Below are 14,368 nucleotides of genomic sequence, written 5' to 3' on the forward strand. Positions count from 1 at the left end.
CCTCCTGGGCGCATCAGGAGCGCCCCCATTCGAAGCGCGCCCGAACCGGCGTGCTACGCCCGGGCAAGAGGATCTGGAGATCGATGCGATACGGGCCGCTGCCGCTCAGATAGAAGTAATTGCCGAAAGTGAGCGCACCGGCCACCGTCATGGGCTCGAGCCTCTTTTCGAGTTTGGCGCCCGCGTCTCCGGTGACGCTCGCGGCGATTCGTGCGTCCGTGATGCGGTTGCCCGTTTTTGCATCGAAAAGCGCGACCATCAGATGACTCTCGCCGACCGGCGCACCGCCGTGCATGCCGCTCTCCGGGTGTTCGCGCGGATGCCCGCGCACCAGCTCGGCCGGCACCACGCCGAAGTAGATCGCGATGCCGTCGACCACTTGCTCGTAGCTGGCCGCGTGGCCCGCCGAAGATATCGCCAAAGCGAGCACGCCGACCAGGCGCAATCCCATCATGTATCCCGTTCGCATGAGCCACCTCCACGGCGACCGGCGGCCGCCCATCGGGCCCGATCCACGCTTCGTCAACGCAAACGCCAGCGAAATGCGCGCCGGGGCACGCCGCCCACGCCGCTCAGGCGCAATTCCACGAACTCGGTTTCTTCGGCCGACCGGGAGAAGCGCAGCACGCCTTTGCGGTGATGGCCTCCGGGGGGATCGCCCTCCCAGCCGAGCGGCGGTCGTGCGGTCCCGGAGGCATCGATCAGCACGGCGACGCGCGTGAGATCCTGATCGAGCGAGGCCGAGTGCGTCTCGAGCGTTACCTCGAAATCCCAGGTTTCCGCCTGCGGCGAAATCTCTTTGGGTGTTACCGTGACGGTCACCGGACCCTCCCGGTTCGTCCGGGTATCGAGCTTGCCGATCGCAACCTGTGACGCATGCAGGGGCAGCACCCCGCCCGATTCCGATCCCGACGACATCCAGGCGACAAAGGGGACGGCGAACAGGAGAACGACTGCCGATGAGCGCTTCACGAATGCGCCTCCATGAACGCCATGTGCCGGGAGGCCTCCAGCGCCTTGCGACCGATGTAGAGCACTCCGGCGAGGTTGAAGGCGAGCCCCACCCAGAAGAGCTGCACCTGGTATTGAGCGACGAGCGCCACCACACCGGTGACGCCGAGGACCGGCAGCACATTCGCCAGGTAGTGCGTGCAGCAGGAGATCATGGCGCCGGTCGAGGTCGCGCCCGAGACGGCCACGACCTTGCCGGACGCGTTCGGATGACGCGTGGCCTGCTTCAGGTAAACGTAGAGTCCGATCTGCACACCGAAGCCGGCGGCAAGCGCGATCACGAAGTACCAGAAGTCAACGAACTGAGTCCAGGCGAAGTTCCAGCCGGATACCAGACTCAGGATCAGGAAATACGCGGCGAGCAGGCCGAAGCTGGCGACGGCACCGGCTCGCGCGGGTTTGACGAGCGTACGCAATTGCATGCTGCCCTCCATGTCGGTCGGTCCCGTCCGCCGGTGGAACGGGCGGACGGGTGACCGGCTATCTCATGCGGCGACTTTGCGACCGGTCCGCTCGGGAGAGCGGGCGGCCGCGCGCGAAGCCGCGCTGGCTTCACCGCCCGGAACCGCACGCTCCGCGCGGCCCCACCAGCCGAGCGCCACGAAACCGATCGCGGCGACGACGAGCAGAACCAGAACGAACGTCGGCAGATAGAACGTGCGGTAGACCTCCCAGCCGAGGGCGCGCAAGACCTGCGACACCGCCGTCGGGTTGCCGACGAGGTGGCCGCCGAGCGTACCGGTGATGGTGAGGAGCCCGGCCCCGAGCGCCGCGAGACCGAGCATGATCCAGCGGTTGACGCCGTCCCACACCGCCTCGCCCAGCCGCGCGCGCGTGACCCAGAGCAGCGCCCAGTAGGCGAGCGTCCAGGTGCCGAGCAACAGGTGATTGCGCCCCAGGGGCGACGATGTCATCGCCTCGAAGGGCCACACCAGCAGCCCGACGACGTAGGCGGCGAGCCCCATGAACGCGCCGAGGAGCAGCAACGGCGCGAGGACGCGGTCGGCCGCGCGCGCGAACGTGCCGTCCGAGACGGCCCGGATGGCGATCACGAGCGCCGCGGTGGTCCACAGCGCCAGCGGGAAGTGCACGAGCATTGCGTGATAGGCACCCATGTCAGTTCCTCCTCCGCGGGATCAAGAGGTTGACGGCGGTACCGAAGCCGCCGATGAGCAGCACGCCGGCGAACAGCGTGTAACCCCATTGGCCGCGGATCGCCTCGTTGAACTCCACCTCGACGCCGTAGTTCGCGAGCTGGATCTCGCTGTGCCGGAACTTGACCGGCACGCCCTTCCGGATGTTGTCGGCCCCGGCGTGGCGCTGGCTGTTCAACATCGGCCAGCTCACCTGGCCGGGATAGAACAGCTTCACTTCGTGCCACGGCTGGTTCCACGGCGGCGTCTCGCCGGTGAAGCGCACCGCGGTGAGGTCGGCGTTGCGCGCGAGGCCCAGCGAGACGGGGAGGGAGACGTAGTGCCAGCGGCTTCCGTTCGTGTCGCGGTGCACGGCGAATGCCACGGTGTAGCGGCCCTGATCGCGCAGAATCTTGTCGTCGAGCGGATGGCCCGTGTCCATGGCCCGCATCAGGGTCACGTCCCAGTACCCGTCCTTCCAGCGGGCCTTGCCGACGACCGAAATGTCGGCCCGCGATCCCTCGCCGGCGCGCAGTACCCGTCTCGGGATGGTATCGCCCTCCTTCCAGGCGTGATTGGGATCGAACGGCTTCGCCTGATCCTCCCGCATGTAGTAGAGATCGTCGAAACCGAGCTTGCGGCGCGCGAGGTCATCCCACTTGAGCGCCGCGGTGCCGGCTTTCGCCGGGTCGAACATGAGCTTCGGCTGCTTCTTGTCCCCGTCCCAGTTCGTGAAGAAGACACCCTTGCCGCCGTCGCCGTAGCGCGCCTCGGCCACGAACTGATCGTCCGACTTGTCGATGGGGTTCGAGCGGTGCGCGCGCCAGTGCCAGAGATCGAGGAAGTATCCGGCCTGGCGCTGCGCCGCGAGCTGCTCCTCCGGGACCACCGAACGCCAATCCCCCGGATTCGTGCGCGTCCCGGGCAGGTGCTTGCCGACCTCGTTCTGCTTCTTCTTGCCGAGATACGGGTGCGCGTTCACCTCCGCCTTGGTCGCCTCGCCCGTAAAGAAGCGCATGCGGTCGCCGATCGTGATGTAGCCGCCGTACTTCTCGAACTCCGGCACCGACCCGTCGTCGACGAGCATCGTGACCCGATCCTCGTAGATCCCCTGCGGCTGGGGCCCCACGGTGCTGTTGCCGACGCGTTCCCACTTGCCGCCCCGATAGACCAGCATGTCGTGGTAGATGGACGGCTGCCTGGCAGGCCAGCGATAGCGGAAGAACATCCGCTCGCCGTCGTAGGCCGCCTGCACCTGCAACGGCATCGTCAGCTCTTTCGGGATGTAGACGTTTTGTTTCAGGTCGTCCTTCACCACGCCCGTGCCGTGCGTCAGCCACGAAACGAGCAGCATGGCCGCGAACAGACCGGCGACGACAACCACCAATTGCTTTTTCATACTCCCTCCTTCGGCAGCGGTCCGTCAGGGTCACCACGGCCGCCGCTTGCGATGCAGGCGCGACGCAATGCGCCGCGCGCGAAGATCGGCGCCGGAAGCTGCACGCGGGAGACGTCTCGTGCGTCCAGCCTGCGCCGATGCGGTCAGGCCGCGGCGCGGGGAGGCTCGGTATCGGTCGGAACGAGGAAGCTCAGGGAAGGCGAGGACCAGTGGAATTGCGTAACGACGACACCGGGATCGGCACCGGCCACACCCGGCGTAAACGCCGCCGCGCCGTGGCTCGCACAGCCGGTGCTCGCGACGCAGGACAGGCAGCCTGCGCAATCGCACTCGCAAGCCGCGCCGGAGGCGACCGCGCCGATCGCGACGTTCGTGTCCGGAAGACCTTGCGCTTCTGCCGGTGCCCTGGTGGTCCCGGCCGCTCCCGGATCGGCGTGCGCATCGGCACATGCGTTTGCGACCGGTACATATCCCACTCCCGCCAGGAGGACGGAAGCCGCCAGGAGCATGCTCGCGAGCTTCGACATGGTGTCTTTATGCGCCCGGCCGCCGTAACGATCTTTGACCCCGGTCAAGATTCCTTTCCAGGGGCGGACAGGGCGCCGGCCGGCCGACGCCCTGCAACGAGGCCCGGTACTTACTGGGAGCCGGACGGCGAACCGCCACCGGGAGGAGTTCCGCGGTACATCATTCCCGGACCCATGCCGCGCCCCGGGCCGTAGCCCCGCGGTCCCATGCCCCCTCGCGCCATGCCGCGACGCCACTGGGTCAGCTGTTCGCGCTGCTCCTTGGTCAGCACGTCGAGCATCTGGTTCTGGGCCTGCACGTTGCCCTCGATGATCTCCTGCTGGAGCTTCGCGATGTTGCCGTAGGCCTGGCCGATCTGTTTTGCGTCCGGCTTTTCGGCCCCGTAGAGCTCGCTCAGGCGTGCCTGCTCCTCGAGAATCTTCCCTTGGGTGTTCCAGTGGCGCTTGCGCACGTCCTCCTGGATCTTGGCGATCCGCTGGCGTTGCTCGTCCGAGAGATCGAGCATGGCGAACGGACCCGCGCCCGTCCCGGGGCCCCACCCCATCCCCATGCCGCCCATCATGCCGGGGCCCATGCCCATTCCGGGACTCATGCCCCACCCCCCTTGGCCCATCATTCCGGGCCCCATCATGCCCGGACCCATCATGCCCATGCCCGGACCCATGCCCCAGCCGCCCTGGCCCATCATTCCGGGTCCCATCATTCCGGGCCCCATCATTCCCGGGCCCATCCCCCATCCCGGGCCGTAACCGTAGCCGTACCCCGGCGCGTATTCGCCCGTCACGGGCGCCGTCCCCTCCTCGCTCATCATGCCCGCCTGCGGGAAAGCGACGGCAGGCGCAAGCAGCAGCGCGAGCGCGGCCGCGCGAGGAATCGGTCGAACTTGAAAAGACGTTTTCCAGGTCATGCGTCACCTCCGTTGTTGAACATGTTCACTTTTCGTTGCCGGCGCCACCGCATCGCGTCTGTCGAGGACCGCGCGGCCGGAAGCAGCGCCAGATGAAAACCATCGCCGACGGAACCAGAAGCCATTGAAGCAGCGGCGTCACGCCGATGCCTGCGACCAGAGGCATCGCATCGGTGTACGCCCAGGATCCGAGGCGATGAACGTTGAGCCATTCGCTGAAGGCCGTGTAGCCGACGCCGGACAGCGCCGCGGCCGTCGTTCCGCGTATAGGCGCGATGTTCGGCCAGTCGACGGCGCGGCCGCACGCCGCGCCGGCCAGATACGACACCCCGGCGATCAGCGCGTCCCCGGCCGTGCAATGCGCGATCGAGTAGGCGACGACCGAACCGCTTGCGCCACGCCAGAGCGTATACAACGTCGCGTGCGCCCACTCCCAGGCGAAGTGCAGCGGCGCGGCGAGCGCGATCCAGAAGACGAGATTCGAAAGAAGGCCGCCGGGACCGCCGCGCACCTCTTTCGGAAGGCGGGTCCTGGCTTCAATCTCCGAGACTGTGATTTCCTGCCGCTGCACGCCGCGTCACCTCGCTGATGTCCACGCGCACGACAAGACGTCGTGCGCGGACCGCATGGCCACGCGGCTACAACAGCAGCCGATGGAACTCGAGGTACAGCGGCCCGGGCGGGCCGCGGGAGAGCCCGATGTGCGACACGGCCCGCACGGCGACGGCCGGCGCGGTCCGCGATGGCACGGGAGGGAGGACATCGCATCCGGCGTGCGCACCCGGCGCCATCTCCGGGAGCGCAACGTCGCCCGCGTCCATCCAGGCACAGGGTCCCGGACCGGGGTCGTGCGTCACGCCGCCGTGCTGCGCCTGACCGGAGTGCGGGGGTGAACCCGCGAAGAGCTCGCAGCAGGGCCACAGCGAGAAAGCGAAGGAGAGCGCGAGCATCGCGACAGTCAGGACACCGGCATGTCGCCGGCGACGACCGAGAATGCGGCGCGAAAGGTCGGGCAGCCTCATCGCTCCCTCTCTACGGACTTCCCGCGTACGAGTATCGGGAAACGGCGCGGCGCGCGCAAACGTTGCGAACCTGGCTCGGGCCGATTTCCCTTTCATCCGCAGGGAAACCGGTCGCCGCGTGGCCTAGGGGGATTTGGTCAGACACACGGCGAGGAACCCCCCGAACGGGAGAAAACCGGGGGCGAGCCGCTCGACCCGTCGAGCCAACGGGCCGGCGGACGGCATGAAGACGGCGCTGCGCGCAACGATGTCGGGAGCAGGAACGAGCCGCGCCGCCCACACTCGGATTTCCCGCAACGTGTCCCAGCGCGCGCCGCGATATCCGCCGTGCTCGTGCTTTTGAAGGTAGAGCAGGCTGCGTCGGTTCAGCAGGCCGAGGAGCACCGCGCGGCGCGCGGCGCGCCACAGTTCGCCGAGTGCGCGCGCGGGCTCCTCCACGAAGCACAGGCTCGTTACCGCGACGACGTGATCGAAGGAGGAATCCCGCACGGGAATCGACTTTGCGTCCCCGATCAGAAACGGAATCCCGGGCGCAAGCCGGCGCGCGTAGGCCACGCTCGCGCGCTCCCGTTCGAGACCGACGGCCGCCAGGCCGGCGCCCGCGAAGCGACGCGTGAAGTAGCCGGTGCCGCTGCCGACATCGAGCAGCGTCTCCCCTTCCCGCGGCGAGAGGAGCCGCATCATCACCCCGAACTCCGTCTCGCCGATCCACCGGCCGCGATCGGTTTGGTACCAGGCGTCGTACTCGGCAGGGCTCGTGGGCGTCACGGGAAAAGGGCGCCGACTCAGCGCGGCAGGGCAAGCCGCCGTTCGCGCTCCGACACGATTCCCTTGACGCGCAGGAGATCGCCGTCGAGCGCCGGGTGCCCGTGCCACCACTGGTAATCCGGCGACTGGTGAGCGACCCCGATCCGAACGTTGCGCGCGTGGCGCTCCATGCCGAGAAGCAGCCGGGCGACCTCGGCCCGCTCGGGTTCGGTGAGGGCATCGTGGTGACGTGCGGCGACGTCGCGTGCCTCTCGGATCTTCATGCGCGCGAGCTCGAGCATGCGCGCCCCGGTCGCAAGCTGCTCGCCGACATAGCGCGGCGCGTGGCAAGCGCCGCAGACAGCGGCCGTGCGCTCGCGCACGAATTCTTCGCCGTCGGTCGACGCATACGGCTTCCAGCCCGAAACACCCCTGCCGGTGTCGTGCTCGCCCGCGTGCATGTGGCAATAGGCGCAGCCCGGCGCGCGGTAGTTCCCGCGCGCGAGCGGCTGCGACGAGTCCCATCCGTCCTGCTCGAGCTTCACGATCACCGCGTGCTTCGACGTCGCGTAGCTGTGCACGCTCGCCCGATCGCGCTTCTCGTGACACGCGACGCAAGTCGCGTCGCGCCGCGCCCGCACCGCAGCACCGTCGTGCGTCCTGCCGTGGCAGGCGACACAATCCGCCTTCGGTGCCGCGCGTGCGTGCGCGCTGCGCTTCCATGCGGCGACGAGCTCCGGGCTGCGCCCGGCGTGACAGCTCAGGCACTGGCCGTTACGGAATGGGCCGTCCGGCGCTTCGGCGCCGAGTGCCGGCCGCATGAGGAGCGCGGTGAGCGAAAGAACCAAAAGGACGGGCACGCACCTCGGTTGCATGTCAGTTACGATCCCGGTTGTGCGTCGTGTACTCGCCCTCGAGCCACGCCGGTCCCGGGTCGTGGCGGCGGCCGAGCGCGTTCTTCTCCGCCTCGCCCTGCTCCTCGAGCGCCTGCGCGCGCTGCTCGATCGACTCGAGCGCGCGGTCCATCTGCGCGTGCCAGCTCGAGGTGGAGCCCGCGTCGCCGTGCGCCGCGCTCTTGTAGGCGCCGAGGTTCGCGAAGTACCACATCTCGAAGTAGTCGCGCTCGATCGGCGAGACGTTGTAGAACGCCGAGGCCTGGCCGTCGTAATAGCCGATGCGGGCGTGCGGCAGGAGGCGCTCCATCAAGTCCATCGGGTACGGCGGTCGCTCGCCCGCGCCCGGGTGCAGGAGGTCCTTCGAGCGCAGGTTCTTGAGCACGGTCTCGGCGCGGTCGAGCTTGGCCCACGCCGTCCGCCGCTCCCGATCGAGCTCTCTCAGCCGCTCCGCGGACCATTGGGCCTCGTGGCAGTCGCTGCACACCTCGACCCAGGCGTTTCGGCGCACCTCGTTGCCCGAGGTGTTCGGGTTCACCTCGAGCAGCCCGAACTTCCAGATCGTCTTGTCCGCGACCTGGTGTTTCCCGTCGCGCATGTGGCAGTAGGCGCAGGAGGGGGCCGGGTAGTTGCCCTTCGTGAGCGTCTTCGACCAGTCCCACCGATCGCCCTCGGCGAGATACCGCTTGCCGTGCGCGGAGGCGAAGTAGCTGTCGTCGTCCGGGTGGGGCGGACCGCTGTGGCAGGTGATGCAGGCCTCGGGGCGGCGTGCCTCGGCGGCGGTGAAGCGATGGCGCGTGTGGCACGAGTCGCACTTGGTCGCGACCGAGTGGCACTGCAGGCACGAGGCCACCTCGGCCTTGGGCTTGTCGGCGAAGTGCTTCGCGTCGACCGCGCGCTCCATCGCGAGCGCGTGGCTCGGAAAACCGAAACGCTTCTCGTCGACGAACTCCGCGTGACGATTCTCGTGGCACTGCGCGCACACCTTCGGGGTCGGCATCTTCAGTGCCTGGTGGTTCGTGCCATGGCACGAAGAACAATAGACCGGCTCCTTCCCGGGGCCGGGGCTCGCATGGCGGCTCGCGCGCCAGTCCTTGACGATGCCGGGCGTCACCGCCTGATGGCATGCGAGGCACTCCTCGCCCTTGAACTCGCCCTGCACCGTCTGCACCGACTGGTAGAAGCGGTCCGGGTCCCAGTAGGCGTGCACCGGCTCGGGCGTCCACGCGCGCGAGTACACCCCGCTGCCCGGCCCGCTCTTGCTCCACTGCACATAGGCGTAACCGGCGGGCACCAGCACGAGCGTGGCGAGGAGCGTGATCCAGATGTACGCGCGCCGCTTCATCGCAGTGCCCTTCGCGCACGCGCGGCGCGCCACCAGCGCAGGACGCCGAGCGCGGCAACGGCGAAGAACGGCGACAGGTATGCGAGCCGCCGGAGCGTCCAGTCGGACGGCTCGGAATCCGACGCCGGCTGGCGCGACGGCTGCACGCCGGCGCCGTGCGGGTCGCTCGTGTACCGGTCACCGGCGGCGGAAGCGAGGTAGGTGAGGATCGCCTGCTCCGCCCGCGCATCGAACGCGCCGCGTTGCATGATCGCGGCGTTGCGCTGCATGCGCGCGACGACGTCGCCCCACTCCTCCGGGGCGTGCTGGCCCGGCGCGGGCAGGGCGTGGCAGCCGGCGCAGGCTTGCGCGAACTCAGCGGCTCCCGGCCCCCGGGGCGTGCCGCGCATCGGCGCGAGGGCGTGCGCCGACAGATACGCCTCGAGCGCGGCCCGCTCGTCGGTGTTCGGCGCCGCGATCCTGCCCATCAGGCCGCGGAAACGCTGCGACACGTCCATCAGGACCGCCATGCGCTCGAGCACGGCGGGCCACTCCTCGGCCGTATGCCGGCCGGGACCCGGCAGCTCGTGGCATTGCGTGCAGTACTGTTTCAGAAGTCGCGCGCCGCGCGCGTCCGGCTCCGGCAGGAGCATCGGGTCGAGCCCGGGCGGGACGCGGTCGCGATAGGTCTTGCACACGTCGATGCCGCCCCAGTCGTGGCTCGCCTCAACGATGGGGGTCCCGAGCATGAGGCAGGCAAACGCGCCGACGAGGGCGGCTCTCACGCGCCGACACCCGAGAGCGACTGCTTCGCGGCCAGCGGCGCGGCGTCCGGCGCGGGCGCCGGCCGCCGAAGCGCGAGCGCGTGCACGGCCCGCCGCCAGCCGGCCGTATCCTTAATAATTGTTTCGGCCGCCCGCCGGCCGGCCGCCATGGCCGTGACGACCAGGTCGGGCCCGCTGACGTTGTCGCCGCCGGCGTAGAGGCGGGGGCGGGTCGTGCGCCCGCGCCCGTCCACGCGAATCCGTCCCGTTTCGTCCGTCTCCACGCCGAGATCGGCGAGCCACGCGGGCGGCTCGCTCTCGAACCCGAAGGCGAGCACCACGACGTCCGCCTGCTCGTCGCGGATGCCGCCTTTCGCTTCGAACCGCACGCCGCTCGCCCGGCCCTCTCCGACGATGGCGATCGGCGCGTGGCCGAATTGGAACTCGACGCCCTCCTCCCGGGCGACCTTCACCTCTCGTGGCGATGCACGCAGCCGGTCCGCGCCGGCGCGCGCATGGATCGTCGCGCTCGCGCCGAGCCGCCGGGCGTGGCGGGCGCAGTCGATCGCCGTGTCTCCGGCGCCGAGCACCGCGACCCGCCGGCCGCGAAGCGCGACGGACTGCGACAGAAAATCGAGCGCGGCATGGACGCCCGGCAATGCGCGCCCGGGCAGCGGCACCTCGCGCGCCTTCTGCGTGCCGGTGCCGATGAACACGGCGTCGTGGTCGGCGACGAGCCGGGCGAGCGCCGCCCGATCGACGTCCGTACCGAGCGCAAAGCGAATACCTGCTGCCTCGAACAGTGCGCGGCGCGTCGCGAGCACCGAGCGATCGAGCTTGAACGGCGGGACGCCGTGCCCGAGCAGGCCGCCGATCTCCTCGGCGCGGTCGTACACGGTCACGGTGACGCCTGCGCGATTGAGAAAATCGGCGCACGACAGGCCCGCGGGGCCCGCGCCCACGACCGCCACACGCCGGCCGTCGCGGCGCGCCGGCTCGCCCGGCCCCCATCCCTGCTCGAACGCGATCTCGGTGACGTAGCGCTCGATCGCGCCGATCGTGACCGCGCCGTCTTCCTTTGCCTTCGTGCAGCTTCCCTCGCACAGCCGGTGCTGCGGGCAGAGGCGGCCGCAGACCTCGGGAAGCGCGCTCGTCGACTGCGCGATGGCGGCGGCCTCGACGAAGTCGCCGCGTGCGGCCGCCTGCATCCAGTCGGGGATGCGATTCTGCAAGGGGCAGCCGGTGCGGCAGCCGGGCACGCCGCAGTCGAGGCAGCGCGCCGCCTGCTTCTCGATCTCGGCGAGCGCGGGGCGGAGGTAGATCTCGTCGTCGTCGCGCACGCGCTCCGCGACCGGCCGTGGCTCCGGATCGATCCGCGGCACGAGAGGCACTGGCCGCTTCTTCATGAGATGGCTGCCGTTCTGCACGAGGCCGGGCCGGAACAGGTTGCGCACGTCGCGGATCTCGAGGGCGTCCGTCGGGCACGACACCACGCAGCGCGCGCAGCCCATGCAGTCCTCGATGCCGGTGATGCGCCCGTGCTTCTTCCCCTGCTCCCACACCGGAATGCCCATGTCGCACACCTGTTCGCAGCGCCGGCAGTCGTTGCACTTCGTGCTGTCCAGGCGCACGTCGTAGAAGCCCGCGTGGTTCAGGAGCCCGAAGGTCGCGCCGTAGGGGCAGAGATAGCGGCAGTAGAACCGGTTGCCGGTGATCGGCGCGACGAAGAAGGTGCCGAAGTAGGTGAGGCCGACGACGAGATAGAACATTCCGACGAAGCTCACGGTCCAGGAGTTCGGCGGATACTGCGTGACCACCATCACGCCGACGTAGAACACGAAGAAGAACCACTTCGTGTGGCGCAGCCGCCACGCCCATTTGCCGCGCACCGTGCGGTCACGGAAGGCGAAGCCCACGGTCTCGCGGATGCCGACGCAGGGACAGTTCCAGCCGCAGATCACGCGACGGCCGAAGAGGAACACCGCGGCCAGCACGAGGAAGAAGGTCACCGTCCCGGGCACGTGCAGCCCCGGAAACACCGGCTGGCTCCAAAGATAGCCGACGTAAGGCTCGAAGAACGGCGTGAGCCAGGGAATGAGCCACCACAGCACGGTGACGGCGGCGACGAGCACCGTCAGGCGCAGGCGGGTGTAGCGGTTCTGCTCGGCGTAGATTCGCCAGAGGCCGAAGCCGAGAATGATCGCGTACTCGGTATAGCGGTTGAGCCACACCGGATTCTCGAACAGGAACAGCCACGACTCGTTGAGCCAGCCGACGAAGGCGAGCGTGAACGCGGCGAAGGCGAAGAGCTGCACGCCGAGCGAGTACTTGCGGGGCAGGACATCCTGCTCGCTCCCATCGCTCGCGCGCGGTGCGTGCGTGATCGGCTGGATGAGGATCACCCGCCGCGCGCCGGTCGACGGGACGGACTGGGGCAGCACCGGGGCGATCGCGTTCATCGGCAGCCTCTCAATTCAATCGCAGGATCTGCTCGCCGGAGCGGAACACCCGGAGTTCGCCCGGGGCGAACGGTTCCCAGGCATCCGCCGTCAGCGGCTCGGTGGCGACGAGCGTGCGGCTGTAGCGGTCGGCGCGCTGCGTGAGCCGGTGCAGCCGGTCGTGCCCGTACGCGAGCAACACGTCGCCATCCGACAGCAGGAAGTTGAACCGGCCGTAGCCGGCGATGAGCGCGCCGAGCTTCGCGACAGTCTCGACCCATGGCACTTCACCGGCCTCGCCGGCCGCCACGACGCCCGCGATCTCCTCCAGCAGGAAATGGAACGCGCGTTCCGAGTCCGTGTCGCCGAGGCACATCGGGACACGCGGCCGGCAGCACCCGTTCGGCTCGAGCAGCGTCGGAATCCTGCCGTTATGGGCGAAGACCCATGACCGCCCGCAGCAGTCGCGGACGAACGGGTGGGTGTTCGCCTCGATGCGATCGGTCGGCGGATTGGCCTTGCGCACGTGGGCGATCACGAGGGTCGAGCGCACGGTATCCGCGAGCTGCGCGTACTGCGCGCTTCCCGCGGCCGGCTCGGGCGCCTTGTCGATCACGAGCCGTTCCTCCTCGAGACGGGCGATACCCCAGCCGTCCGGATTGTCCGCGGTCTCGCCACCATGCCGGGCAAGCTCGCGTAGCGGCGCCACCGCCCGGACCGGGAGCCCGCTGCTCATGCCGAAAAGCTCGCACATGTCTCCTCCCGATGCCGTCGCCTACTCCCACTCCATCTCCTGGTAGACCTGCTGGGCGTTCCGGCCCTTGAGCTCCTCGTAGACCTGCAGGTACCTGAAGCGCGACTGGTCGATCTTTCCGATCTCCTCGATGCCGCCGCCCCGGGCGATGAACTCCTTCACGCTCGCGCGCAGCGCAACCAGATAGTCGTACGTATCCGCCCGCGCGCGCTCGAGCGTCGTGGCCCTGCCGTGGCCGGGGACGACGTACTTCGGTTCGAGTGCCGCGATTTCATCGAAGACCTTGACCCAGTTACCGCTCTTCGACTCGGCGCCCACGCCCAGCATGCGCTCGACGTAGACGACGTCGCCGGTGAAGACGACTTTCTCGCGGGGCAACCACACGAAGCTGTCGCCGGGCGTATGCGCCGGTCCGGCGTGACGGAGCACGAGCTTCGTGCCGCCGAGCGTGAGCTCTTTGCGCTCCTCGAAGGTCTCGTCGGCATAGACCGGCGTCGTGCCGGCCATGCCCTTCGCGCCCACCAGGTTGTCGAGCAGGATCAGCTGATCGCGGGCGCGGGCGCGTTGATCCGCCACGGCCGCCTTGGATGCCACGATGCGCACACCCTTCGCCTTGAAGTAACCGTTGCCGAGCCAGCGGTGGTCCTGCCCGCCCGTATTGATCACGAGCGTCACCGGTTTGTCCGTCACGGTGCGGATGGCGGCCTCTATGCGCTGCGCACCCTCGCGGCTCCCGCCCGGATCGACGAGGACGACGCCGTCCTTCGTCACGACGACGCCGAACGTGGCATTGTTCCCAAGGTTTTCCGGCGAACGTTGCCCGAGCTCGCCGACCAGCGCATAGACGCCCTCGGTCACTTTCTGGACTTCGAGGGCGGCGGCCGGGAAGGCGGGCGCAAGCAGGAGGAAGGGCAACAAGGGCAACAGGAACTTGAAGAGCCGGGTCATGGGTTGTTCTCGATTGGGAAGGAATGGGTTACGCCGAAAGGATGATCGGTACCGCGACTGCCTTCGGCCCATGTCGCAGTCCGGCGTGCGCGCCTCGCCTCCGCCCGCCGGCCCGGAAGGGTAAGCCGTCCTCAAAAGACGAGCGCCTTGTCCGACCACTGCGTCCACTCGGCGAGCTCCGCCAGTGAGCCCCGATGCGTGCCTTCGATCAGCTCCGCGTCCGCGATCCCGCGCGCGTCCAGGCAGGTGCTGCACACGCCGACGGCCGCGCCCGCGCGCAAGAGCATCTTGATGAACGACTCGAGATGGTAGTACCCCTGCGGAACCTTCTGGTTCGCCTTGGCGCACGCCGCGGCATCGCCGAGCAGGAACACCCTCACCTCGTTCCCGGCCGCGGGGTTCTTCAGCAGCTCGCGCGCCAGCCGCAAGCCGTTGTAGCTGCGCTCGGTGCCGTAGGGCGGATCATTGAGTACGAACAGATGCTTCATGGTCGCTGCTCC

17 protein-coding genes are annotated in these 14,368 nt (G+C 68.9%); all 17 read right to left on the minus strand.

What is annotated here, in order from left to right:
- Positions 1 to 13: 13 nt before the first annotated feature.
- The 17 genes from SVA_RS13335 to SVA_RS13410 all read right to left on the minus strand — a co-directional run bounded on the left by SVA_RS13335 (position 14) and on the right by SVA_RS13410 (position 14,356).
- Positions 14 to 469 carry a hypothetical protein gene (locus SVA_RS13335; RefSeq protein ID WP_096461687.1) on the minus strand — a complete coding sequence of 152 codons (456 nt, stop codon included), beginning with the start codon at positions 467 to 469 and terminating at the stop codon, positions 14 to 16.
- 53 nt (positions 470 to 522) lie between these two features.
- Entirely contained in the window at positions 523 to 972 is a 450-nt protein-coding gene (locus SVA_RS13340) for a hypothetical protein (protein ID WP_096461688.1), read from the minus strand.
- Positions 969 to 1,433, minus strand: a complete 465-nt coding sequence (locus SVA_RS13345; protein WP_096462955.1) for a hypothetical protein — start codon at positions 1,431 to 1,433, stop codon at positions 969 to 971. The genes SVA_RS13340 and SVA_RS13345 overlap by 4 nt, the downstream gene beginning before the upstream one ends.
- A 63-nt stretch (positions 1,434 to 1,496) precedes the next feature.
- Complete coding sequence (locus tag SVA_RS13350) at positions 1,497 to 2,126, minus strand: DUF2231 domain-containing protein (protein ID WP_179948793.1); 630 nt, start codon at positions 2,124 to 2,126, stop codon at positions 1,497 to 1,499.
- A gap of 1 nt (position 2,127) precedes the next feature.
- Complete coding sequence (locus tag SVA_RS13355) at positions 2,128 to 3,543, minus strand: ethylbenzene dehydrogenase-related protein (RefSeq protein WP_096461689.1); 1,416 nt, start codon at positions 3,541 to 3,543, stop codon at positions 2,128 to 2,130.
- A 143-nt stretch (positions 3,544 to 3,686) separates the two neighbouring features.
- Entirely contained in the window at positions 3,687 to 4,070 is a 384-nt protein-coding gene (locus SVA_RS19500; RefSeq protein WP_148665477.1) for a hypothetical protein, read from the minus strand.
- A 110-nt stretch (positions 4,071 to 4,180) separates the two neighbouring features.
- The gene (locus SVA_RS13360) at positions 4,181 to 4,978 is read right to left on the minus strand and encodes a Spy/CpxP family protein refolding chaperone (RefSeq protein WP_148665478.1); all 798 of its coding nucleotides are present in this window, start codon (positions 4,976 to 4,978) and stop codon (positions 4,181 to 4,183) included.
- Positions 4,979 to 5,003: 25 nt separating this feature from the next.
- A complete protein-coding gene (locus SVA_RS13365) occupies positions 5,004 to 5,549 on the minus strand; it encodes a hypothetical protein (RefSeq protein WP_148665479.1) in 546 nt (181 codons plus the stop codon).
- Positions 5,550 to 5,616: 67 nt separating this feature from the next.
- Positions 5,617 to 6,000 (minus strand): hypothetical protein, encoded by a 384-nt coding sequence (locus SVA_RS13370; protein ID WP_096461691.1) that lies wholly within the window; start codon positions 5,998 to 6,000, stop codon positions 5,617 to 5,619.
- Positions 6,001 to 6,123: 123 nt separating this feature from the next.
- The gene (locus tag SVA_RS13375) at positions 6,124 to 6,768 is read right to left on the minus strand and encodes a class I SAM-dependent methyltransferase (RefSeq protein ID WP_096461692.1); all 645 of its coding nucleotides are present in this window, start codon (positions 6,766 to 6,768) and stop codon (positions 6,124 to 6,126) included.
- A 17-nt stretch (positions 6,769 to 6,785) separates the two neighbouring features.
- Positions 6,786 to 7,607, minus strand: a complete 822-nt coding sequence (locus SVA_RS13380; RefSeq protein ID WP_169924097.1) for a multiheme c-type cytochrome — start codon at positions 7,605 to 7,607, stop codon at positions 6,786 to 6,788.
- Between the two features lie 16 nt (positions 7,608 to 7,623).
- On the minus strand, positions 7,624 to 8,985 hold the full coding sequence (locus tag SVA_RS13385) for a multiheme c-type cytochrome (RefSeq protein WP_096461694.1): 1,362 nt from the start codon (positions 8,983 to 8,985) through the stop codon (positions 7,624 to 7,626).
- Positions 8,982 to 9,749 (minus strand): hypothetical protein, encoded by a 768-nt coding sequence (locus SVA_RS13390; RefSeq protein ID WP_096461695.1) that lies wholly within the window; start codon positions 9,747 to 9,749, stop codon positions 8,982 to 8,984. Before SVA_RS13390 ends, SVA_RS13385 begins: the two co-directional genes overlap by 4 nt.
- On the minus strand, positions 9,746 to 12,187 hold the full coding sequence (locus tag SVA_RS13395; RefSeq protein WP_096461696.1) for an FAD-dependent oxidoreductase: 2,442 nt from the start codon (positions 12,185 to 12,187) through the stop codon (positions 9,746 to 9,748). The genes SVA_RS13390 and SVA_RS13395 overlap by 4 nt, the downstream gene beginning before the upstream one ends.
- Before the next feature lie 10 nt (positions 12,188 to 12,197).
- A complete protein-coding gene (locus SVA_RS13400) occupies positions 12,198 to 12,920 on the minus strand; it encodes a class II glutamine amidotransferase (RefSeq protein WP_096461697.1) in 723 nt (240 codons plus the stop codon).
- Between the two features lie 21 nt (positions 12,921 to 12,941).
- Positions 12,942 to 13,868 carry an MBL fold metallo-hydrolase gene (locus SVA_RS13405; protein ID WP_169924098.1) on the minus strand — a complete coding sequence of 309 codons (927 nt, stop codon included), beginning with the start codon at positions 13,866 to 13,868 and terminating at the stop codon, positions 12,942 to 12,944.
- Positions 13,869 to 13,999: 131 nt separating this feature from the next.
- Complete coding sequence (locus SVA_RS13410) at positions 14,000 to 14,356, minus strand: DsrE/DsrF/TusD sulfur relay family protein (protein ID WP_096461699.1); 357 nt, start codon at positions 14,354 to 14,356, stop codon at positions 14,000 to 14,002.
- Between the last annotated feature and the right edge of the window lie 12 nt (positions 14,357 to 14,368).

It is taken from the genome of Sulfurifustis variabilis, from assembly GCF_002355415.1.
In the GTDB taxonomy this organism is placed as follows: domain Bacteria; phylum Pseudomonadota; class Gammaproteobacteria; order Acidiferrobacterales; family Sulfurifustaceae; genus Sulfurifustis; species Sulfurifustis variabilis.

Bases quoted from the DNA above. Each gene is read 5' to 3' on its own strand.
- SVA_RS13335 (WP_096461687.1), bottom strand. From the start codon at position 469: ATGCGAACGGGATACATGATGGGATTGCGCCTGGTCGGCGTGCTCGCT.
- SVA_RS13345 (WP_096462955.1), bottom strand. From the start codon at position 1,433: ATGCAATTGCGTACGCTCGTCAAACCCGCGCGAGCCGGTGCCGTCGCC.
- SVA_RS13350 (WP_179948793.1), bottom strand. From the start codon at position 2,126: ATGGGTGCCTATCACGCAATGCTCGTGCACTTCCCGCTGGCGCTGTGG.
- SVA_RS13355 (WP_096461689.1), bottom strand. From the start codon at position 3,543: ATGAAAAAGCAATTGGTGGTTGTCGTCGCCGGTCTGTTCGCGGCCATG.
- SVA_RS19500 (WP_148665477.1), bottom strand. From the start codon at position 4,070: ATGTCGAAGCTCGCGAGCATGCTCCTGGCGGCTTCCGTCCTCCTGGCG.
- SVA_RS13360 (WP_148665478.1), bottom strand. From the start codon at position 4,978: ATGACCTGGAAAACGTCTTTTCAAGTTCGACCGATTCCTCGCGCGGCC.
- SVA_RS13370 (WP_096461691.1), bottom strand. From the start codon at position 6,000: ATGAGGCTGCCCGACCTTTCGCGCCGCATTCTCGGTCGTCGCCGGCGA.
- SVA_RS13385 (WP_096461694.1), bottom strand. From the start codon at position 8,985: ATGAAGCGGCGCGCGTACATCTGGATCACGCTCCTCGCCACGCTCGTG.
- SVA_RS13395 (WP_096461696.1), bottom strand. From the start codon at position 12,187: ATGAACGCGATCGCCCCGGTGCTGCCCCAGTCCGTCCCGTCGACCGGC.
- SVA_RS13400 (WP_096461697.1), bottom strand. From the start codon at position 12,920: ATGTGCGAGCTTTTCGGCATGAGCAGCGGGCTCCCGGTCCGGGCGGTG.
- SVA_RS13405 (WP_169924098.1), bottom strand. From the start codon at position 13,868: ATGACCCGGCTCTTCAAGTTCCTGTTGCCCTTGTTGCCCTTCCTCCTG.
- SVA_RS13410 (WP_096461699.1), bottom strand. From the start codon at position 14,356: ATGAAGCATCTGTTCGTACTCAATGATCCGCCCTACGGCACCGAGCGC.